Annotated in this window: 20 protein-coding genes; 13 read left to right on the forward strand and 7 right to left on the reverse strand. The window is 45.8% G+C overall.

The window, feature by feature from the left end; genetic code table 11:
- Window positions 1-94 precede the first annotated feature (94 nt).
- Window positions 95-1,063, forward strand: coding sequence for an S-layer homology domain-containing protein (locus tag FKV70_RS12315; protein ID WP_142612994.1), 969 nt, complete (start codon window positions 95-97; stop codon window positions 1,061-1,063).
- Between the two features lie 119 nt (window positions 1,064-1,182).
- Here FKV70_RS12315 and FKV70_RS12320 read toward each other — a convergent pair whose 3' ends face one another.
- A complete protein-coding gene (locus FKV70_RS12320) occupies window positions 1,183-3,273 on the reverse strand; it encodes an ABC transporter ATP-binding protein (RefSeq protein WP_142612995.1) in 2,091 nt (696 codons plus the stop codon).
- On the reverse strand, window positions 3,273-5,030 hold the full coding sequence (locus FKV70_RS12325) for an ABC transporter ATP-binding protein (protein WP_142612996.1): 1,758 nt from the start codon (window positions 5,028-5,030) through the stop codon (window positions 3,273-3,275). Before FKV70_RS12325 ends, FKV70_RS12320 begins: the two co-directional genes overlap by 1 nt.
- A 50-nt stretch (window positions 5,031-5,080) precedes the next feature.
- Here FKV70_RS12325 and FKV70_RS12330 point away from each other — a divergent pair, with 50 nt between their 5' ends.
- Together FKV70_RS12330 and FKV70_RS12335 are read left to right on the forward strand one after the other, a co-directional pair.
- Window positions 5,081-5,281, forward strand: a complete 201-nt coding sequence (locus FKV70_RS12330; protein WP_244310716.1) for a hypothetical protein — start codon at window positions 5,081-5,083, stop codon at window positions 5,279-5,281.
- Between the two features lie 334 nt (window positions 5,282-5,615).
- The gene (locus FKV70_RS12335) at window positions 5,616-5,918 is read left to right on the forward strand and encodes a HesB/YadR/YfhF family protein (RefSeq protein ID WP_063208796.1); all 303 of its coding nucleotides are present in this window, start codon (window positions 5,616-5,618) and stop codon (window positions 5,916-5,918) included.
- Between the two features lie 134 nt (window positions 5,919-6,052).
- Here the strand turns inward: FKV70_RS12335 and FKV70_RS12340 are convergent, their stop codons facing one another.
- The 3 genes from FKV70_RS12340 to FKV70_RS12350 all read right to left on the reverse strand — a co-directional run bounded on the left by FKV70_RS12340 (window position 6,053) and on the right by FKV70_RS12350 (window position 8,124).
- Window positions 6,053-6,565 carry a hypothetical protein gene (locus FKV70_RS12340; protein ID WP_063208793.1) on the reverse strand — a complete coding sequence of 171 codons (513 nt, stop codon included), beginning with the start codon at window positions 6,563-6,565 and terminating at the stop codon, window positions 6,053-6,055.
- Window positions 6,566-6,686: 121 nt separating this feature from the next.
- Complete coding sequence (locus FKV70_RS12345; RefSeq protein WP_142612998.1) at window positions 6,687-7,130, reverse strand: DUF441 domain-containing protein; 444 nt, start codon at window positions 7,128-7,130, stop codon at window positions 6,687-6,689.
- A gap of 22 nt (window positions 7,131-7,152) precedes the next feature.
- The gene (locus FKV70_RS12350; protein ID WP_063208789.1) at window positions 7,153-8,124 is read right to left on the reverse strand and encodes a YpdA family putative bacillithiol disulfide reductase; all 972 of its coding nucleotides are present in this window, start codon (window positions 8,122-8,124) and stop codon (window positions 7,153-7,155) included.
- A gap of 294 nt (window positions 8,125-8,418) precedes the next feature.
- Here FKV70_RS12350 and FKV70_RS12355 point away from each other — a divergent pair, with 294 nt between their 5' ends.
- From FKV70_RS12355 to FKV70_RS12365, 3 genes are all read left to right on the forward strand, one after another.
- Complete coding sequence (locus FKV70_RS12355; protein WP_063208787.1) at window positions 8,419-9,015, forward strand: DUF2087 domain-containing protein; 597 nt, start codon at window positions 8,419-8,421, stop codon at window positions 9,013-9,015.
- A 475-nt stretch (window positions 9,016-9,490) separates the two neighbouring features.
- A complete protein-coding gene (gene rsgA / locus FKV70_RS12360) occupies window positions 9,491-10,588 on the forward strand; it encodes a ribosome small subunit-dependent GTPase A (protein WP_142612999.1) in 1,098 nt (365 codons plus the stop codon).
- A gap of 82 nt (window positions 10,589-10,670) precedes the next feature.
- Window positions 10,671-11,009: a L,D-transpeptidase gene (locus tag FKV70_RS12365; RefSeq protein WP_063208783.1), complete on the forward strand. Its 339-nt coding sequence runs from the start codon at window positions 10,671-10,673 to the stop codon at window positions 11,007-11,009.
- 117 nt (window positions 11,010-11,126) lie between these two features.
- Here the strand turns inward: FKV70_RS12365 and FKV70_RS12370 are convergent, their stop codons facing one another.
- A complete protein-coding gene (locus FKV70_RS12370; protein WP_244310717.1) occupies window positions 11,127-12,146 on the reverse strand; it encodes a flagellar motor protein MotB in 1,020 nt (339 codons plus the stop codon).
- Between the two features lie 212 nt (window positions 12,147-12,358).
- Between FKV70_RS12370 and FKV70_RS26130 the strand changes: the two genes are divergently transcribed.
- A complete protein-coding gene (locus tag FKV70_RS26130) occupies window positions 12,359-12,508 on the forward strand; it encodes a hypothetical protein (protein ID WP_023988262.1) in 150 nt (49 codons plus the stop codon).
- A gap of 127 nt (window positions 12,509-12,635) precedes the next feature.
- On the opposite strand, the gene FKV70_RS12375 is transcribed toward FKV70_RS26130, so the two are convergent.
- Complete coding sequence (locus tag FKV70_RS12375) at window positions 12,636-12,875, reverse strand: hypothetical protein (RefSeq protein ID WP_013370782.1); 240 nt, start codon at window positions 12,873-12,875, stop codon at window positions 12,636-12,638.
- A gap of 390 nt (window positions 12,876-13,265) precedes the next feature.
- Here FKV70_RS12375 and FKV70_RS12380 point away from each other — a divergent pair, with 390 nt between their 5' ends.
- From FKV70_RS12380 to FKV70_RS12405, 6 genes are all read left to right on the forward strand, one after another.
- Window positions 13,266-13,586 (forward strand): hypothetical protein, encoded by a 321-nt coding sequence (locus FKV70_RS12380; protein ID WP_142613000.1) that lies wholly within the window; start codon window positions 13,266-13,268, stop codon window positions 13,584-13,586.
- A gap of 67 nt (window positions 13,587-13,653) precedes the next feature.
- The gene (essC, locus tag FKV70_RS12385; RefSeq protein ID WP_142613001.1) at window positions 13,654-17,649 is read left to right on the forward strand and encodes a type VII secretion protein EssC; all 3,996 of its coding nucleotides are present in this window, start codon (window positions 13,654-13,656) and stop codon (window positions 17,647-17,649) included.
- Window positions 17,650-17,665: 16 nt separating this feature from the next.
- Entirely contained in the window at window positions 17,666-18,508 is an 843-nt protein-coding gene (locus tag FKV70_RS12390) for a hypothetical protein (RefSeq protein WP_142613002.1), read from the forward strand.
- Between the two features lie 5 nt (window positions 18,509-18,513).
- Window positions 18,514-19,050, forward strand: a complete 537-nt coding sequence (locus FKV70_RS12395) for a WXG100 family type VII secretion target (RefSeq protein ID WP_064798160.1) — start codon at window positions 18,514-18,516, stop codon at window positions 19,048-19,050.
- A gap of 258 nt (window positions 19,051-19,308) precedes the next feature.
- Window positions 19,309-19,584 (forward strand): WXG100 family type VII secretion target, encoded by a 276-nt coding sequence (locus FKV70_RS12400; protein ID WP_007430133.1) that lies wholly within the window; start codon window positions 19,309-19,311, stop codon window positions 19,582-19,584.
- Window positions 19,585-19,786: 202 nt separating this feature from the next.
- Window positions 19,787-21,832, forward strand: coding sequence for a serine/threonine-protein kinase (locus FKV70_RS12405; protein ID WP_142613003.1), 2,046 nt, complete (start codon window positions 19,787-19,789; stop codon window positions 21,830-21,832).
- The last annotated feature ends 12 nt before the right edge of the window (window positions 21,833-21,844 follow it).

Below are 21,844 nucleotides of genomic sequence, written 5' to 3' on the forward strand. Positions count from 1 at the left end.
GTTGTTTTGCAAGCAATTTGTGCATATTTGAAACATTTGGTGATTTTATTGCGTCCGTAAGTATAGAAGCATAGTAAACATGGAGGTGTATCTCATGATCAAAAATAAAAGCGTGGCAGCTGCGCTGCTTGTCGTCTGCTCCTTGGCTGTGGCTACGTCGGCTTCTGCTTTTCGTGATATAAAGGGAGCTGAGCAGGAGAAGATTGTAAGTTCACTTCAGGATAAAGGAATCATTCAAGGGATAACCAAGGATAAGTTTGCACCAGATCAAACACTCACGTATGCACAAGGGGTACACATGGTTGTTCGTGCGATGGATCTTCAGGTTATGCCTGATTTCACCACAGGTTCCTTTGCAAACATTCCGGCTTCTGCATGGTATGCCGATTCTTACCGGATTGCAGTCCAGCACCAAATCCCTCTGTCACCGGATATTGATCCGAGCACTCGTATGACAAGGGTACAATTTGCGAATATTTTGTACAAAGCTGTGAGTGCAACGGGTGAATATCCAACGGTCCGCATGTTGATTAATGTAGCAGATGGCAAAAAATTAGACCAAGAGTCAAACGAAGCAGTTCAATTTCTCCTGTTGACCAAAATTGCAAAATTGGACGAAAAGAGCAACTTTAACCCGGATCGTAAAGTAACCCGGATCGAGGCAGCAGAAATGGTCTATCATGCATCCGAGTTTGTACAAAGTCATAAACCGGTGCAAGCCATTCCTGAAAATCCAGCTGAGTCTGTAAATCCGGATCAACAAACTAATATTAGTATGAGCATAGAGAAGGCGAATGACCAGCAGAATAAAGTGACCATTACCCGCCTGCAGGCACCTAATCCAGGTTACGGCATTGAAGTGGATCATATTGACTACGTAGATGATACGAATGCTATCATTTACTATAAGCTGACGAGTCCAAAACCGGGGGAAATGAATATTCAAGTTATTACGGATACCCACACCAGTACATTGGTAGACAGTAAGTATAAGGTTACGCTCAAAGCAGTCGATGGAACAGTGCTTCCGCCCACTGGAACAGGCACGTCTGTAACAAAATAAAGCGACAAGCCATATGTCATATAAAAAATAAAGCCAGTGAGTCCCCAATATGAATGGAGACCGCTGGCTTTTTCATGCTAAATGTTAATTGTAGGCCCAAGCTCAAGCTCTAGTATCATTTAAGCTTTAAATGCGACTTTGCCTGTAAGCAAGTCATTTTGCTTAGAAGGTGCAGCTGAGGAAGACGCAGCTTCTGCTGCAACCGTTCCTGACTGGAGCTGGTACATTTGGAAGTAACGGCCACCTTGGGCCATAAGCTCGTCATGGCTACCCCGTTCAACAATTTCACCGCGATGCAGCACTAAGATTTGGTCCGCACTACGAATGGTGGACAGACGGTGGGCAATGATAAAGGTCGTACGTCCCTTCTTGAGCACCTCAAGAGCAGATTGGATGAGCGCTTCCGTTTCGGTATCAATGTTGGCGGTGGCTTCATCCAGAATCAAAATGGCAGGATCAAAGGCTAACGCGCGAGCGAACGAAATAAGCTGGCGTTGCCCGGCAGATAAGGTGCTGCCTTTTTCAATAACAGGCTCATCAAATCCTTGGGGCAGATGGGCTAACAGTTTGTCGGCTCCAACATCATGCAGCGCTTTATTCACCTGTTCTCTCGTGATTCTACTGTCTCCGAGACTGACATTAGAGGCTACCGTACCTGTGAACAAATATGGATCTTGAAGAACAATACCCATATGATGGCGAAGCCATTGCTTAGGAATATTTTTGACAGGCGTTCCGTCAATGGTGATCGTTCCTTTTTGCGGATCATAAAACCGGAATAGCAGGTTGATAATCGAGCTCTTACCTGATCCAGTATGCCCGACAAGGGCAACCGTTTGGCCGGGCTGCGCTGTAAAGGAAATATGCTTAAGCACATCATCCTTTTTGTAGGCAAATGAAACGTCGTTAAATTCTACCTGACCTTTGTAACGCGGCATCGTACCGTCTGTCACGGGCTCTCCCGTTTCGTCCATCAATTCAAATACGCGTCCTGAGGATACGATGGAAGTATCCAGTACGGCGAGCTGGTTGACCATACCTGTCATAGGTTGGAATAATCGGCCCAATACATCGACGAAGGCATACAATACGCCTAATGATATTGCACTACCTGTAGTGCCAAGCGCCGCAGAGCCAAAATACCACAACACAACAGCGAAGGCGAGGTTTCTTAACACGTTGACCAAATTGTGCGATGTAAAAGCATTCAAATTCAGCATTTTATTTTGATGCTTCATATAGTCATCATTTAGTTCTTCAAACTCTTGCTGTGTTTGTTTCTGATGCCGGAACACACGAATAATGGACATCCCCTGAATGGATTCATTAATAATCGCATTAATCTCACTGAGTCTGGACCGAATGATCGTATTATAGCGGGTTGCGACCTTGCGGTACAATATAATCCATAAGATCAGCAACGGTACAATAAATAGAGAGATAAGGCCGAGTCTGAAGTCCAGTAAAAAGAGTGCGACATATACCCCTGTCATCGTTACAATCCCTGAGGTGAAGTTGGAGAGTACAGCCACAAACAAATCTTTGACTGCCTCGGTGTCATTCGTAACACGGGATACAACTTTGCCCGCAGGTAAGTTATCAAAAAAGTATACTGGCAGGCGCTGAATGTGTGCGTAGAGATCAAGCCGAAGCTTTTGAATGACCTTGTTCGCCGAGGATTGCAGCCAGTATGTTTTGCCGAACTCGGCAAAAATCGAAACAACTAAAAAGAAGCAATACCACCCAATCAGCTGAAAGATGCCAGGCATTTCCGGTTTGTAAAAGCTATACAGCTCATCAGCGGTCAGAGCCTTGGCTTTGTAATGAAAGGTGTCGGAGCCGCGTGTCACGGTCAGCGTACCGTTCGTAAAGGATCGGTTACCATCCGCTACTTGGACAGAGCCATCGACAAATACAAAAGATTTGCCAACTTGTAAAATCCTCGCTTCGCGTCCTTTGGTCTCCCCGGCTTCAAAGCGGTCTTCACGTTTAAAATGAGTTCCAGCATAACTTACAGTCCCGTCCACACTAGTCGTCTCATAAAATGGTTTTTCAATAGCGAGCATATGGTCGTCAATCATCGTTTTGGCGATGAAGGGACCGGCCAGCTCGGCAGCTACTCCAATAGCCAAGGCGATGAGAGCGGCAATAAAACCCGCTTTGCTCGTCAGTGCGTACTGGAACAGCCTTTTGCCGATATTAGGTTTCATTAGGATACCTCCCCTGAGGTCAGATCAGATTCCACTTGCTGCCGTTCATATTGTCGTCGATACCATCCGTCAGCCTGAAGCAGCTCATTGTGGGTTCCTTCCTCAATAATGCGCCCTTGCTCCAGTACGACGATCCGGTCGGCATGCTCTACAGCCGATAGACGGTGGGTGGAGATCAAGGTTGTTTTACCCGAGCGCTTACGCCGGATATTGTCAATAATACGTGCTTCCGTCCGGGCATCTACTGCTGACAGTGCATCGTCGAGCACTAGAATATCCGGATCACCGATAAAGGCGCGCGCAAGCGATACACGCTGCTTCTGACCGCCGGACAGAGCGATGCCTTTTTCCCCGACCAGTGTATCCAGCCCATCGGACAGGGTTCCTAAATCCTGGTCAAAGGCAGCCGTACGGATCGCTTCCATGATGTCGCCATCATCTGCTCCAGGCTTCCCGAACTGAATGTTCTCACGCACCGATTTGGAGAACAAAATTTGTTCTTGCGGCACGTAGCCAATCCAGCTGTGTAATTGTTCCACTGCAATGTCCTCCAGCCGCGTGCCGGAGATTAAAATATCACCACTGCCAGTCGGATATTCATGCAATAGCTGTTTGAGTAAAGTAGATTTCCCACTGCCTGTTCGACCAACCACACCTAGTGTTTCTCCGCGTTTGAGCTCTAAGTTCACATGCGACAGATTGTCAACTGTGGAGGTAGGATATCGGAAAGTCACGTCTTTCATGGTGATGGATTCGGGATGATCTACTCGAACAGGTTGAGCTACATCCTGAACATCCGGCGGGACATCAAGAGTCTCATTGACCCGATCCAGGGAAGCGCTACCGCGCTGCATAATGTTAATCAACTCGCCAATGGCAAACATCGGCCAAATCATCATTCCTAGATACATGTTAAAGGATACCAGTTCGCCTAGCGTGATATCGTTATGAAATACCAGATAAATACCATACCCGAGTCCGATCACGTAGCTAAGTCCTACACATAAACGGATCGTCGGTTCAAAGAGAGCATCCATCCGGGCCACTGCCAAATTTTTACGAAACACATCCTCAGTAATATCGGCAAAACGTTTTTCGTCCATTCGTTCTTGCACATAAGCCCGAATGACACGGATACCAGCTACCGACTCCAACACCTGATCATTCATATCGCCAAATGCATCTTGTGCCAGTGTGTAACGTTCATGTACGGCTTTACCGTAAATACTCATGGCCAGTGCAATAAAGGGAAGGGGAAGAATGGCCGCCAATGTTAGCTTCCAGCTAATCAGGGTGCCCATGGCAACCAATACAACGGTCAGGTAGACCGTGGAGTCCGTTAAGGTCAACATACCGAAGCCTGCTGTACTTGCGACAGAGCGAAGATCGTTCGTAGCACGAGCCATCAGATCGCCTGTGCGATTACGCTCAAAAAATGGAGGGGTCATCCGCAGCAGATGATTCATAAAGCGTGTGCGCAATAAACGCTCAACCAGATTAGCACCACCGAACAGCTTGTGCATCCATATGTACGTAATGTAGTAGATGATGGAAAGAATGCCTATGATGTACAAAATATAACGCCAAAGTGAGGACCAGGAAATCGAACCTCGTACAATCTCGTCAATGGCACTGCCTAGCAGCCGAGGTGGAGCAAGCTCCAACACGCCAACGGCAATCAGCAAAAACAATCCAATCGAGTATCGGCTTCGTTCTCTTTTAAAAAACCAGCCTAAATTTTTGAGTACTGAAAACAAGAGGGATCCCATCCTTTCATGTCAAGTTCATTCGAGAGTTGTGTACCATTTTGAAGAAACAACAGCTGCTTGCTGCCACAAGTACAATTCGGCAACAGGCGCAAAAAAGGCATACCGTCCGCAGACGATATGCCTTGAATCTCAATATCATATGGCGCGCAGGTATTCTCAGCACACTCACCACTGAAAAACTGCTTAAACGCAGGCAGCCACTCGTATTAAACCATACAACAGGAATGGCCCAATTCTGAAGGGTGCGACAGGGGAGATGCTCCGGTATGAAGTTGTTGTGTTTGTAGATGTGGGTGAAATACAATCATAAATTTTAGCACCGGGAACACTCCTTTCTTCCTCAAAATGGATTCATTCTTACATGAGTTATCGTTCAAATTGGTAATAAATTTCAAAATGGATCTCGTATGGTTGAATCTTAACACCCTTTTTTGCGAATTGTCAAACCTTTTTCAAAAAAATGTATATGACTTGTCCAAGAAGCCGCATGGGGAGAGACGGTTGGTCGTTATTCTAAAAGATGCTATGATATAGTTAACAGGATGTCATTGTACAAGGAGATGAACATAACGCATGAGCATACAGGTAACTGAGCCTGCGGCACAGTGGTATATTAAGGAGCTTGGATTGAATCGTGGAGATTCCGTCCGTTTTTTTGTTCGCTATAGTTCCGGCGGTGGGCTGCATCCAGGCTTTTCTCTGGGAATTGCCGTAGAGCCTCCGCAGCACCCCGTATTACAGCATGAAGCGGCTGGCATTACGTTTTATATGGAGGATCAGGATTATTGGTATCTGAAAGGGCATCATCTGGAAGTGAAGTATTTGGAGGAACATGACGACATTATTTACACTTACGTTAAGGATGAACAAGCTTAATGCCTCCACGTTCAAAATAGCATGCCAGTATATTGGTTTGTGAACATGAAAAGCGGCGGAGTATCGTGTGACAGGAGATGAACCTGCGCATGATACTCCGCCGCTTTATTGTGGTTAGGGCATGATGCCGTATGCTAAGGGTTGTTAAACATCGGACCATCGACGGCAAAATCAAAATCATCAATATCGTACACATGTACAGGTACGGAAGCTTCGATAATGCGGTGGATCCAGTCCAATTGATCAGTCAGAATGGGTAATGCCTCACGCTGAGCTGTCAGCACCAGTTCGGTTTCAATCGGATCAAAATATTCTCCGTAATGCGCCGTATCAACAGCATTAATGACAATGAGTGATGTATTGGCGTCGAATAGGATAGGCAAGCTTTTCGCCCAAGGCATCTGAAGGGCGCGCCGAATTTTTTTCTGATTCAACGGCTCTTCAAAATAACTGATCAACGCACTTACCTTTCGCTTCACATGTTGATCGTCCATAGGGTTATCCATGAGAGGCTCTGTACTGTCCTGAAATTCGTACAGCTCTAGCAGTGATGTGTAAGGCACTATATATTCCACAGGGGCGGGAGATGTAAGCAGCTGGCCGTAGATAGCCACCATTACAGCTTCCGTTACAAATTGTCGAGACATCAGTCAAGCCTCCTGCATTTACCAAATTATGCGATAAGAGTATAACACAAAGCGGGGCTGAATTCAGCCAGATATGCAGATTGCTATCATTGTTGGCGTTTCTAAAGAGCAGCCCAGAAATTTAGGAGCGGCCGATTAATAAGGAGAGCAGTCCGGCTGCAATCAGAGGACCAACAGGAACTCCTTTAAAGAAGGCAACGCCAATGACAGTCCCGATCAGTAAACCTGTCACAATCATGGGCTGTCCGGACATCAGAGTTACTCCGCGGCCGCCCAGGTAGGCTACCAGAATTCCGATACCAATCGCAAGCAGGGATTTCCAGTGCAGGAAGGACTCTGTCACCTGATTGATGCTGATTTTACCGCTGGCTAGCGGGGTCATGACCCCGATCGTCAAAATAATAATCCCGATTGTCAGGCCATACTTCTCAAGCCAGGGAAAAGCAGTATAAAAGCTGGTTACCCGCAGCAGCAGTAGTACAACCATAGCAATCGTCACGGTTGAGTTGCCGCTGATAATTCCAAGACCAGCCAGTACCAGTAAGATAAGGGAGCTGTAATCCATTCAGTTGTTCTCCTTCAGTCGTTTAACTTTGGATATGTTCGGCGATCTGACGTCCGTGCCAGCGACCTGTTTCAATAAACACTTCATTGGCATTGCTGCCTGAAGCGATGACCCCGGCGACATATATGCCTGGGATATTAGTCTCCATCGTGGCAGGATTAAATTCAGGTTTGTCCAGATCTTCAGCCATGTGGACACCGACTGATTCCAATAATTTTCGTTCCGGGTGGAAACCGGTCAGTGCCAGTACAAAATCGTTTTCGAGTTGGAACGCTTCCGCGTTCAGCGGAGTAACGATGACGTGGTCTGGATGAATTTCGGTAATGCGTGCGCCTAAATGCAGCGTGATTTTCCCTTTTTGTACCATACTGTCAAACAATGGACGAACCCACGGTTTGATATGTGGAGACAACTCGTTTCGGCGGTAAACCATATCAATTGTGGCACCAACACGCACCAATTCCATCGCAGCATCTACCGCAGAGTTACTGCCGCCGATGACTGCGACCCGGGTTCCTGTATAGGGATGGGCTTCGCTGAAATAGTGAGTGACTTTATCTAATTGTTCCCCAGGGATGCCCAAATAGTTTGGATGATCAAAATATCCCGTAGCCACTACGACATAGCGTGCTGAATAGCTCTTGGTTATTTCCCGTTTGCTTAGGGTATGTACGGTAAATGTACCGTCTTCTTGGCGCTGAATGGATTGAGCCTCCTCATAATGCTGAATGTCCAGGTTATAATGTGAGGCTACTTTACGATAATAAGCTAGTGCTTCATGTCGGAAAGGCTTGTCGTTGGGAGTGCTGAACGGAATATCACCGATTTCCAAGAGTTCGGCGGTGCTAAAAAACTGCATATTTGTCGGATACAGAAAAATGGAGTGAACGATATTGCTTTTTTCAATAATGATCGTTCGCAAACCTCTGCGGCTGCATTCGATTGCAGCGGATAGTCCGCAAGGACCACCACCGATAATGATTACGTCGTGCATTTGGATGAACCTCCAGTGTATTGGTTTATTTCGTCAGTTTTGTAGGGTTAGATTAGTTTGACGATTAAAAACAAATCTCAGGAATTGACGCAAATAGCTCAGTATGTGAGAAGTTTTCAAATAATAATCCTACCGCAATGTGTGCACAATATCCAGCCGTTTTCAGAAAGAGATGATGAGAGGGGAGAATTGACAGACAATTTTAACAAACATATAATTAGATAAACTTCTATTTAGGTAAGATGAATTTGTTTGCATAGCAAATCTGTATTAGTGAAGAGAGGTGCAGTCACGGTGCAACTAGATAAAATGGTCAATTATCATAAAGCACTTGCGGACCCGACGCGTATGCGAATATTACTTCTTTTATCCCGTGGGGAGATGCATGGCCAAGCTTTGGCGAAAAAGCTGAATCTGTCGCAGCCTACAGTTACGCATCATGCTTCCAAACTCCGTGAGGTTGGGTTGATTAAGGAACGACGTGATAAAAATACAGTGTATTTTACATTGAACCCAGAACTGATTCGGCAGCATGCCGAGGCGACGGTGCGTTTTATTTTTGAAAAAGGAGAGGAAGAGGAACAGATGTCGGAACTGAATGAAACACTGGAAGCAACGGTCTTACGCAATTTTTTTGCCAAGGACGGTAAGTTGCGTCAAATCCCTGCCCAATATAAGAAGAAATTGATCGTACTTCAGATGCTTGCGGAAAAGCTGGAGCCAGGCCGCATCTACCCTGAACGTGAACTAAACGAGTGGATCAAGCAATACCATGAGGATTTTGCGACAATTCGGCGTGAACTGATCATGCATCAGTTTATGTACAGAGAGCGGGAAATGTACGAATTAAACCCGCGTGAAATGTGGACACGATGGGATCAGGTCCGTTAAACGAAACTCAAGATAGTTTAAAATGTTTGGAATTGGCCTTGACAGACAATTCATGGACTTGTATGATAAAGGAAATTTTAGGAGGAGGCGATGTTATATGCGTACGAACATGAGTGAATGGGTTCAGCAGCAGAATGACTTGTCTCCCGCACGGACGATGCACAGCTAAAGACTGTTTAGATCTATAGTCTTAGCGTAGCAGTTGGTTGGACAGTAGAACCAACGAAATCCGCAGGGAGTGATTCCCTGCGGATTTTTTTATGGTCAAGTGTTTTGTTATCCAGTTGTTGCTATTGAGAGTAGTCCGAGTAAGACTGCTTGCATAAGTGAACGAACGGATCACATTGCCTGAGCTGTATACCCTCCGCAGGGGTTTCCCTGCGGATTTTTTGCGTTGTTTGCTTGCGGAGAGAAAATGTACGCCTATTGAGTAACGCTACATCAAAAAATCAAACATGATTTCAGGAGGAAAACAATGAGTATACATGAATACGGTTGGTCTGATTACTGGAACGGTTTTTGGAATCAATGGAAGCAAAGCAATGAGGAACGCGCAGGAGACACACAGCTACGTCCTGCCCGTTTGATTGCTGATTATGGACAAAAGGTGAAGCTTATCACGATGGATGGGGAACGTTGGGGAGCCGCTTCAGGTAAGCTGCGACATACTATGGTTGACCCAGCAGAAATGCCGGCGGTAGGAGATTGGGTGGTCATCACTACATCGGATGAAGTATCAGATGCAGTAATTCATGCTGTCCTGCCACGCAAAAGTCAAATATCTAGACAGGCTGCGGGTTTTGAGACAAAGGAGCAATTGATCGCGACCAATGTGGATACCCTTTTCCTTGTAAATGCGCTGAATCATGATTTTAATATGCGCAGATTAGAACGATATTTAATTATGGCTTGGAATAGTGGCGTAAACCCGGTTGTCGTGTTGAGTAAGAGCGATCTTTGCGATGATGTCCAACAGCGGGTTGCAGAGGCAGAGGGGGTTGCTCCTGGAGTACCTGTTATCGTGATTTCTGCTTTGCAGAACGAAGGCAGAGAGCAGCTGGAGGCGTTTCTTCAACCAGGCGCTACGGTTGCTTTGACCGGCTCTTCCGGTAGTGGCAAATCCACAATCGTGAACTGGCTCTCTGGGGCTGATGTGCAACTGACACAAGATGTGAGGGAGGAAGACAGCCGGGGCAGGCATACAACTACGCACCGACAGCTTTTTCCCATTGCAAAGCAAGCGGTCCTGTTGGATACCCCCGGTATGCGCGAGCTTAATCTATGGGATGATTCCACAGGCGTAGCTCATACTTTTGCCGATATTATAGAAATAGCGCAGCAATGTCGTTTTGCCGACTGCAAGCATAAGGGAGAAGCTGGCTGTGCGGTGGAGGAAGCGATCCAAAGAGGAGAATTGTCGGAGTCCAGAGTGAACAATTATCGCAAGATGCAGCGGGAATTGGAATATCAGGCGCGCAAGGAAGCAGATCGACGAAGAAAGGATAGCCGTTCAAGTACAACCTCAGGCCGAAGGGATCAGCGAAGCGGTTGGCGACGTGATGTAGAGTGGTAAGCTGAGCTGTTATGAAACATCGTTTGTAGAATGATAAGAAAATCTATGTTGTAGTCGGCATATAGTGTAAAGGGGTGAATATATGCCGAACTACAGCATTGTGGTGGATTTATCGGATCGTCGTCTATATTTAAAAGATGGAAATCAGACCGTTCTTAGTTATCCAGTCGGTATTGGAAAAGTGGCTACACAGACACCAAATGGGCAATTTACGATTATTAACAAACAGCCCAATCCGGGCGGGCCTTTCGGAGCATTTTGGATGGGGCTGTCCAAGCCGCATTATGGCATTCATGGTACCAATGAGCCATGGTCCATTGGCAAGTTGGTGTCACATGGCTGCATTCGAATGCACAATAAGGATGTGCTGGAGCTTCAGGAGAAGGTAAGCATAGGTACGCCGGTCACGATACAGTCATAGCAGCTAGACATGATAGATCCTTTCGTCTGCTGTAAACGTTGGCATCCTTTCATATGGCTGTATCTGATACGTGCATTTCATGCGACCGACCGTAACTTAAAGTTAGATACTGTCTAGTTACGATTTGGGTTGGACTTGGACACGGGCTTCAATCCGTCTGGAGCCCTTTTTGTCATCTGCGGATTTAACTAATGATCCTGCAAGATGTTCTCCTTGTGTACCGTAAGCTTGTTTGGCGTTGCTCCACATGTCTTCATTCGGCTCGAAAGTTATAACCAATGCGTAGCGGTTGGCCAGGCTCGGCTTTTTGACTCTCATACTAAAAGAACCGTCAGGCATGACTTTGGTTTGATCATCGTAGCCAAATTGCCATCGTCCCGGAAAATCAATGGTCAGCTTGACGTCCGACCCTTCCAGCAAATTGCTGCGTGCATATACATGATAATAATTACCTTTTTGTTTCACATCAGGTTTAATCCACACTTGAGGACTACCATAGTCCTTTGGTTTGTTCCAGACAGGTTTAATTAAAGAGACATGTCGGTCTTGCTCAGGATCAAATTCAGCACCAATCCGAATTTCTTGCAAAAGATGTTCGTTTTCTTCGTATTGATATACATAAGGACCTTCCAATTTGTTTCCACCATTACCATACAAATTTCGTATTTCTTGGTCTTGGTCATCTGGTCGGAACAGGACCGTCAGATCCATACTGCCCTGAATACCAGGTCGGTGTACTTGGAGTACAAAACTTCCGTCCTTTTGAATAGTTGCCTCGTCCGTGTATCCAGTTAACAGAGTGTTTTTGACCGCAAGATTCCCTTTAATCCGTGCTCCAGCCGGCAGGTTGGAATGTCCTGTCACTCTCACGGTATTTTTATCTATATTTACGTCACCTGATATTTCGACATAGCTGCTCCCTTGCTGATGTACTATCGTATCATTGGCAGCTCGTTCATCAAGGGTTGATGCGGCTTGGCTTGGATTACCCGTTACGGTGTAGGCACGTGCTTCCGCTTCATGTTGGGCCATACTCCGAGTCGAGGCTTTTTCCCTGCTGCATGCAGCTAGTATGATTAGAATTAAGGACGTACATAAAAGCTTCCAGCCTATTTTCATCATCTTGTACTTACTCATGATTTTTGCTCGCTCCTTGTCCGTAGCTTTCAGGTTTAACTAAAAAAATTCGAAACTTTATGTATTTACCCTATTTAAAGGGTTTGTAATCCAGCTTGCTTTATCTACTAAAAGCGTACGTGTTTAAACAACAGGTGGAATGGTTAAAAATGGATAGCCTGATTATCCCCTTGATAAGCAAGGGTAGCTTGCTGTAAAGGAGCCTGAGTCATATGTCCATTGACCGTTTTATCTTAAAAAAGTTGGACAACTGCCGGGAAGAACATACACGCGCTAATTTACTAGAGCTGTTTAGAATACGAATCGAGAAGGCGCAGAATAAAGAACGAGGCGGTAAAAAAGGTTATCGCAGAATACTATAAAATAGAGTTTGATCAAATGATAGGCTGCGGTAAGTCACATGTAGTAATGTTTTAAAACCGCTGATCTGGAGAGGGTGCTGAAATGCCCCTCTCTTTTTTATGTTATTTCAAACAAAAAAAGTCCCTCTTAATAGAGGGACAATGCTAGTGAATCATTTTCACTAACGCTATGCAGGATGGCTTCACAACCGACAATCTCTATACTGATCAAAGAGTTAAGACATTTTTGAAGGGCGCGCTTGCCGCTAGAGATTTTATTCTCCAAAGTATTACTTAGAAGTTTTAAGGTTTTTTGTACCGGTTGCTTATTTTCTTGATTGAAGTATACGGGAATACGTTTGTTTTGAAATGTAATTAATGTTCTCACAAAAATCACCTCACCTGAGTTATTTCATGGCTTTATTGTAGTGTCCGTTTCTTAAAATTACCTTAAAAACACCTTATAAAAACATAAAGGTCTGAAAAATTTACAAAGTGTTCACAACAATTTGGGTAACAATCGAATTTAGTTCTAACTAATCGATAAAATGACGTAAGTATTCAAATTAAACTTTTTAAATATATATTTTTAATCCATATGACTCTACCCTTACTTTGTAACATGACTAAAGTCACTGTTTTATTTTAAGTGTAGGCATTTTGTAACAAATTGACAGTCTAATAGGTGGATGCTACAGTTACGATAGCCATATTTCCGTAGAAATTGGCTTTTTGCGTGAATATTGTTATATAGATTAAGGATCGGGAGGGATGGCAGATGATCCTGACCGTGCTTTCAGGACGACAGGAAACAGAGTGGTTTGATATTGAGGTAGCCGATGAATACTCGGTGGAACATTTAAAATTGATGCTGGGTGTGCGCATTTTTGGTGAGCCTCCGGCTGAAGGCATGCAATATATTATGGAAGCAAAGTTTCCAGAAGGACTTTGGTTCAGAGTGGAGGATAACCAGCTACTCATAGGAGCAGGTTTGCGAGAAGGCTGTACTGTGCGCATTCAACGAGCTTTTTCGACAACTCAGGACGAGGCGCCTGTATACGGAAGGCGTTCCTTGTTTCAAACTGAAAAAAATGGGTAAATACACACATGAAATAATATGAAACCTTGGTAAAATGAAATAGTAAGCGAAAAGGGGGACTTTTGTCTTGAATGTATTATACCAGCGATCCCCGAGATTAAGACCGGCTCTCCGAGAAGAAAAACTGGAGATTTTACGGCCTCCGGCTGAGCCGAGCAAGCCATCTTTTTCTATTATATCTATACTTATTCCGTTAATGATGACGTTGGTGACTATAGGCTTTTACGTATATATGAGTAGAACAGGCAAGATGGGCAACAGTAACTATTTGATGTTCCAGATGGTTACTGTGGTCATGATGCTTACATCTTATACGATTCCTTTTTTCGTTTATTTAAATAATAAGAAGGAATACAAACGTAAGTTGGAGGAGCGGGACCGTATGTATCGGGAACAGCTCCAAAAGCATCGTGAAGAACTTGAAATGAAACGCGAAGAACAAATTCGCACACTATATGAAATTCACGGTGATCCGCAAATATGTACGCAAATCGTAAAAAACCGCAACAGTTCTCTTTGGGAACGGTCCCCGGAGGATGAAGATTTTTTGCAGGTACGTATCGGGACTGGACAAGTTCCGTTTCATATTAAATTGCAAATCCCACGGCCTGACGGTTATGACCGAGATCCCTTGCTGGGGGCTGCTGATGAACTGGAGGAAGAATTTCGTTTGGTGGACGATGCTTCCATCACATTACCTCTGTTTCAATCCAAAGTGGTTGGATTGGTTGGCGAGCGAGAGCACACCCTTGCTGCGTTAAGAGTGATCTTGGCACAAGTGACGGTTCGTCACTCGCCAGATGAAGTGAAAATTGCCTCCTTCTATGATGAACGAGAGGAAAGTGAATGGACTTGGATGCGCTGGCTCCCGCATGTGTGGGACGATGACCGAATCCAGAGAATGATGTCAGACCGCAGTAGCAGCGCCCATCAATTAGCTGACTTTCTGTTTGCCAGATTGAACCGCCGAAAAAATAATCGCAATGAACGTCAAGGCACAGGTATGGAAGTCCCGTGCTATGTAGTTGTTTTATCTGACACCCAACTGATTGAGGAAGAGCCTTTGCTGCCGTTGTTGCTGGAAGACGGAAGAGCGATAGATGCATGTACGATTGTACTGGCTTCTCGTAAAGAGGCTTTGCCGATGCAGTGTCAGCTGATTGTGGAAGCTTCCAAGGAGCAGGGGGTATATGCTCTTAAATCAGAATCGGCAGAGGTTGAACAGCAAAGTTTCAAACCGGATCGTTTGTCAAAAGAGGAAGCCGATGCACTGGCGCGGTACATGGCGCCTATTCGCTTGAAGCGTTCCTCGGCTTCAGATATTCCCGCTGTTCTGCCTCTTTTTGATATGATGAGTGTAGAAAGTGTGGAAGAACTGGACGTGGCAGACCGGTGGCGACGTAACCGCCATCCTGATACTTTACCTGTGCCAATGGGTGTGCGGGCAGGCGGTAAAAAGATTATGATTAACCTGCATGATAAAATAGAGCGTCAAGGGCATGGTCCCCATGGCTTGATCGCTGGTACGACCGGTTCGGGCAAGAGTGAAGTTATTCAGTCCATTGTAGCCTCGCTCGCTGCTGAGTTTCATCCGCATGATCTTGCTTTTATGCTGATCGATTACAAGGGTGGAGGCATGTCCAATACGTTCGTTAACTTGCCGCATGTGGTGGGTACAATCACGAACTTGGACAACAATTTGATTGAACGTGCTAAAATATCCCTTAAAGCAGAACTGGTTCGTCGACAAAAGATATTGAACGATGCAGGCAATTTACAGCATATTGATGAATATTACAGACTACTCCGACAGCGGCAGGAACAACCGCTGCCTCATCTGGTTATTATTATTGATGAATTTGCACAATTAAAGCGGGATCAGCCAGAGTTTATGGACGAGCTAATCAGTATTGCCGCGATTGGACGGACATTAGGTGTCCATCTGATTTTGGCGACTCAAAAGCCGGCAGGTGTTGTCGATGACAAGATTTGGAGTAACTCCAGGTTCCGTATCTGCTTGCGGGTGCAAAGCGAAGGTGATAGCCGTGATATGTTGAAAATACCGAATGCCGCGTGGATAACGAAGCCGGGACGAGGGTATTTTCAAGTGGGTAGCGACGAAGTGTTTGAAGAAATGCAATTTGCTTGGAGCGGTGCGCCGTATATAGGCAACAGAGACGTTTCTTCTGCCTTACCTGTTCATGAAGTAAGACTGAATGGGAAACGTGAAGCACTATTAACTGGTGGCGAACGGGCAAGCTCAGGCTTAAAAGGAGAAGAAGCTCCCAAACAGCTTCAAGTATTTATTGATTATATTGCAAAAGAAGCAGCTAAGGCAGGGATCGAACGTCTTCAGGGACCGTGGCTTCCGCCACTGCCAGAAATGCTGGACTTAACTAATTTGCCGCAATGTACCGAAATAGATAGTACAGCCTCATCTTTGGAGCTGAAAGCCCTGATCGGGTTGGTCGATGATTTACCGAACCAACGACAGGAGCCGATATATGCGTCGCTGGATCATGGTCACTGGGCGGTGTATGGTATGCCAGGTATGGGAAAAACGACCTTTTTGCATACATTGCTGATGTCCACAGCCCAGCGTTATGCTGCGAATCATTGGAACGGTTATATCATTGACATGGGGCGAACCATGCGCGACTTTGGAGAGCTTCCACAAATCGGTGCTGTTATGATGGCCGAGGAGGATGACCGGATTAAACGCTTGTTCCGCTATCTGTTCAAGATGGTGACTGTACGCAAGGAAATACTTTCTGAGGCTGGCGTCAAAACAATAAGTTCTTTTCGGCGTTCTGCCGTCGAGGATGTACCGCAAATTGTCGTCGTTATTGATGGATATCTTAATTTTCGTAATTCGTATCCGGATGAAAATGAACTGCTGGAATCACTTTTACGTGAAGGCGGTAGTCTAGGTATCACCTTCATCATTACAGCGAACCGGATTACCGATGTGTTTGAGAAGTTCCGCAGTAACATACCTAATGCTGTTTCTTTCGAATTGGCCGATCCTAGTGACTACTATTATGCGGTAGGACGACCAGCCAAAACACCAGGACCATTAATTCCGGGTCGGGCCCTGGTTAAAGGGCATGTTCCACCGCTGGAGTTCCAGACAGCACTGCCTTCCCCAGGAGAAGATGAGGCGGAACGTTCAGCACAACTACGTCGCAATATCGCTGGCATTGTGCAGGGTTGGAAGGGCAAACACGCACCGGCCATTCTCCCATTACCTGAGCGGATTCCATTGCTGGAACTGCTTCAGCAGTGGGATCGGACGAGTGGACCATCGGGCGCGCTTCCTTATGAAGTACCTGTAGGCCTACAGAGTGACGATCTTGAGCCTTTTCTCCTGAATCTGAAAGAAGGGCCTAATTTTATCGTAGGTAGTCCGATGGAGGGAGGGAAAACCTCCTTTCTAATGAGTTGGATTATATCACTTGCTTATTACACGTCACCGGATCAAATGCAAGTCTATACGATCGATACACGCTATGGAGGCGGAGGATTATCCCGATTACGGCATCTTCCCCATGTTAAGGCTGCTGCCGAAAGCGAGGAAGAAATGGGACCTCTGGTACAACAGGTGCATGATATCGTTCAACAACGGAGCAAGGATGGGGATGATCCTGAACTGCTCCTAGTCATTGATGATGCGGATATGTTAAGCAAGCAACTGAACGATTTTATGATAAAGGATCAGCTTTCCGCCATTGTACGGTTGGGACGTGATCGCAATGTGCATGTCGTGCTGTCGGGTGTGCCATCTGATTTCCCTACCTTTGGTGTGGACTGGTTTAATGATGTCAAGGCAAGTCAAAGCGGTATGCTTTTTGGTACACTGGATTCGAATGATTTATCGTTCTTTCGTATCCCTTATTCGGAAGCAAATGCTGCTGCTGGTGGCCTAAAAGTCCTGCCTCCCGGGCAGGGATACTACGTACGACGCAAATTTACCAGGATAAAAGCGGCGATTCCCTTCTCAGAGCAAATGAGCTGTGAGGATTGGATAACGAAAATTCGCGACCGATGGCATGTTGTAGTTTGAAGGGAGGTGGCTCATAATGTTAACGTTTCAAGCTTCCAAGCAGAAGTTAATAACCCTCAAGGCAAAGGAACTGTTTTTTCTGGCAGGCGTATTGGGTTCTGACAGACTGCTTGGGGTGGAAGATCCGTTTAAGGGCTATCTAGCAGAGGAATTGGCGGAAGAGTGGGAGCAGGTCAAAGCTGCTCTTCTAGAAAAGGGTTATCTAAAGCAGGCGGATAAGGGTAAAGATCTGGCTATGCCTCCTACCGTTTTTTCAAGAGTTGCTATCGCGGGATTATCCAACAGGGCCTGCCGTATACGCTATGTAAGGAGAGGTAAGCAGTTTGAAGGCTATCTCCATTGCACGAATGAGCGTGTGGTGGAGCTTGTAAAATCTGCTGATGAACCCGATGAATATCGTCTGTACGATCTCGGTAATGTGGAAAAGGCTTGCGAAACATTGATTGATAAAATGGGCTGGGTTGATCGGCTTGTACCTGAATCTCCTGCGCTTATGTTTTCCAAGCAGGCTTTTAATAAAATTTACGAGCAATCTGCTGGAGAAAGTATGTCTCAAATCAGCAGTAGGCTGACCGAGGCTAGCGGCGATGAAGAAGGGGCAATGAGACTGGCTCAGTCTTTGAGTTCCCGTGTAGCCGAGGGAGAATTGCAATTACTGGTCTGGAACGGCAGGGAGTGGGAATCACAACGGGCAGCTTTTGTCTTGTGTCCTGCAATGAACTGGATATTTCGGATGAGCTCTGCTGGTAACGGAGATTGGTTGATTGCAGCCATGGCTTCAAGAGATCAGTTTGTAGACTTATTATTGAATTGGTTGAAACAGTCGGCAGTGACTGAAGAAGTGACAGAAGAAGGGTGATGGATATGCGCATTCGAGTTGAACCGGATGTGCTTCGGGGGCTTAGCGGGCAGCTACAGCATGCGGCGGAGCAAATTCAACAGATAACAGCAAGTTTGGAGCAGGCGTTACAATCGCTGGATTGGGATGTATCTGCACGTGAGGCGATCTTGAATCATTGGATGCAAGCCAAGCGGATGTCAGAGCAGGTTCATGCTTACCTCCATACATCAGGTACACAACTGAACCGAAAGGCAGAGCAGTTTCAGTCTGTTGACCACAACTATCAAACGATTCTGCCATTTGCCAGCCAACCATTGGGACGACCCGTCACGATGCTCGATTGGTCGAATCAACAATCACCGTCTATTCTGCCTGGGCAAGCCTCGGAAGGAAGCAGTCTAATTTCTAACCCGCAGTCTGTCGTACATGCCATTGCAGGTGTTCAGTCTTTGGATGCAGACACGCAGCATCAGGATATTCTGAAGCAGGCGTCTTCTAGCAGTCCACAGGATTGGTATTTTACTGATCCGTCTATAGCAAGAGATCAGCCTGTTGCTTAGTTCGGATCGTTCCGGGATGATCAGGAACAGCTTGTAATTCCATATGAATTCGTTATACTATTCCCGGTTTTATAGGACTTATATGGGACTTATTAGGTGGTTGTTTTATTAAGATTGTACTGTTAGATGCTGTTTTATAGTTAAAAAGTGGGATTGTTGCAATTAGGTCCTTTGCCTTTTGTAGGGAATTAAATAGCCATAGTACAATTTGAACCAGCTAAACAAAAACATTTTTTATCATCAAGGAGGACGCAAAAAATGGCAGGACGCATTTTAATTACCCCAGAACAGGTTGATCAGGTAGCTAACCAATTTAAACAAAGTGGTGAGCAAAGTCAGCAGATCGTTTCCAGCTTGACTCAATCCATCTCTGGTATGGAAGGTCAATGGGAAGGTATGACTAAACAACGCTTTTTCCAAGAGTTCCAGGAAGCTAGCAAACAAATGCAAGCTTTCGTAACGACTTTGAATAGCATTAGCCAAGAGTTGACAGCTATCGCTAACAAATTCCGTACAGTTGACCAAGCGAAATAAGTTGTTTTGCCTGATTGGCATGAACTTATCATATATCACTCTACAAAGAAGCAATATGTGAACCCATTCCTCACGGTTTGGCACAGATTGTACAGGAAAAACCGGGCGATCTTCGGATACCCGGTTTTCTTGCCATCCATAGATGTATATAATAAGGTGAGGAAAACTAGCATACTGAACGATATAAGGAGAGGGATGTTTCATGTCTTTTCAACCGAATCCGGGAGACGAATTGATCATAAACGGCACAGCTTATGTGGTTGGACGACACCCCGCTGCACCCGGTTTAGCCTATGCTCAAGCAGGGAGGCAGGGAATCGTATACCAGCTGAATGCCAAAAACGGAGCGCCACATGAGGCAAAAGCCCTCAAAGTGTTTTTTTCGAAGTTCCGCATCCCGGCTATGGTTTATCAATCGGAGCATATGGAAACATACGGGGATATTCCCGGTTTGCAGGTATGCAAGCGTGATGTGCTCACTCCAGAAAGAAACGGAAGTCTGATCGCTGAACAGCCTGATTTGCTGTATGCGGTGCTGATGCCATGGGTTCATGGTATGACATGGTTCGATTGTCTCACAGATCAGCGTCAGCTTGAGGCTTCCGATAGTCTGGCTTTAGCCAGAGCACTGGCAGGGATCGGTTCAGCGATGGAGCAAAAAGGATTGGCGCACTGTGATTTATCGGCACCCAATGTGATGCTTCCGTTTTTTTCTGAAGTGGAACTGCCTGAAGGCACGTCAGCTGTCGAATTGGTAGACGTGGAGCAAATGTATAGTACCAAAATGGATCGTCCAGATGCACTATTGGCAGGATCGCCAGGGTATGCTGCACATCGTACTGTTCATAGCGGGTTATGGAGTGCGTATGCAGACCGTTTTGCAGGGGCTATCATTATTGGGGAAATGCTAGGCTGGTCTGACCGTGTGGTAGTCGATAAAGCGTGGGGCGAAAGTTATTTTGATCAGCATGAAATGCAGACGCCTTGCGAACGTTATTTTATTTTACGAAAATCGCTTGAAGCCCGTTGGGGCAGCAAGGTGGTAGAGTTGTTCAGCCGTGCTTGGGATAGTCAGGATCTAAGCAGTTGTCCTACCTTTGGCGAATGGCTGGTTGTACTTAATGCGGTTACTGAGCAGGAAATTCCTGTTGAGACTATAGAATCTGGGCCAGCTGTGACAGAAACAATAGAACCGGCTGCGACGGGTGGGCCCTCTAGTGAAACGGTATCCTCTTTGGCGACCCCTGCACCACTCAAGGCTGAACAAGTTGCATTGCTTAATCAGGATGTCCTAGAGCAGGGAGAGCGTGGAGTAACGGACAAGCTGTTTCGACAGGCGCGTGAACTGGAGCAACAAAACAAACCGGCTGCGGCGTTGGAAGTATATCGTTCGCTGTATCATTTTGTAGAGGACGGTAGTCCGTTGCATGTGGAGGTGTCGGCTGCGATTACAGGACTAGAGGAGCAGCTGAATCCCAAGCTGCCCGAGCAGCCTGAAAAATCGAAAGCCTGGTATCGCTCCAAAATGTTTATCGTGACAGCATCAGCCGCAGTCGTTCTATTGGCAGCTGGAATCCCTACTGTGAGTATTCTTGCAGATCAGTCTAGCCAGCGACAAATAGAGGCTGCTAAGCAAGAAGAGGCGTTGAAGGCTGCAAAAGCAGCCGAGGAAAAGCTGGCTGCTGAGCAGGAAGCCGCTCAAAAATTGCTGACAGATAAACAACAGCAGGAAGCTGAACAGCAGGCCAAACAACAGGCTCTTGCTGCTCAAAAGCAACAGGAAGAGCAGAAGAAACAACAAGCCCTGATCGATCAACAGGTTAAATACGAGGCTTATCTTGCTCAAAAGGAACAAAACAAACAGGCTGCTGCCAAGCTGGCAAAGCAAAAAGCATATGATCAACAGGCAAAGTATGAGAAATACCTGGCCTTGAAAAAAGAGCAGGAAGCTCGTGCTATCAAGGAAGAGGCAGCTCGTAAAGCAGCAGCGGAGGCGGAACAAAAGCGAAAAGACGCTATAAAAGCACGTAACAAGGAGAATGTTCTCCAGCTTATTTCCTTGTATAACAAGGCTTATGTTTCTCAGGAAGGTGGAAGTATGGCGAAGGCAAAGAGCTTTGCCAAACGTTTTAGAGCACTATATGACAGTAATCCTTCTTATTATCGTAGGGTAGGTGAAGTCGGCTATCGGGCTTCCTCTATTTATAACTTTTTAGGAGATTCGAATTTTAGACTGCCTAAAATTTGACGTTTCGTATGT

Source organism: Paenibacillus ottowii, from assembly GCF_006874425.1.
Taxonomy (GTDB): Bacteria; Bacillota; Bacilli; order Paenibacillales; family Paenibacillaceae; genus Paenibacillus; species Paenibacillus ottowii.